This is a genomic window from Peribacillus sp. SIMBA_075 (assembly GCF_046534585.1).
Genome location: NZ_JAWRYN010001117.1, coordinates 1 through 253, shown reverse-complemented (window position 1 = coordinate 253; position 253 = coordinate 1). Strand labels below are relative to the sequence as shown.

At 65.6% G+C, this 253-nt stretch carries 1 protein-coding gene; it reads left to right on the top strand.

Features of this window, described 5'->3' with window-relative positions; translation table 11 throughout:
* Positions 1 to 66 precede the first annotated feature (66 nt).
* The coding region (locus tag SB775_RS31775) for a hypothetical protein (protein WP_410865273.1) at positions 67 to 253 on the top strand (187 nt) is incomplete at its 3' end.

Genomic DNA, 253 nt, shown 5'->3' with positions numbered 1-253 from the left:
GCGGATCGCGACCGCAAAACGATTGCTGATGATCGCCCGAGCGGTGCTGGAGCAGGAGGTGGCGGCATGATCAGTGCCGGCGCGGTGTCGGCGCACGCGGTGACGCATCCGAAGACGACACGGAACCTGCTGATCATCGCCGCCATCATCGTCCTCATCGTGCCCGTCACCCTGGTGGCCGTCCCAGTCACATTGGTGCTCGCAATGGGTGCCAACGGGTTCGGCGGTGGGGGAATGTGCGGAGGGTCAGCAC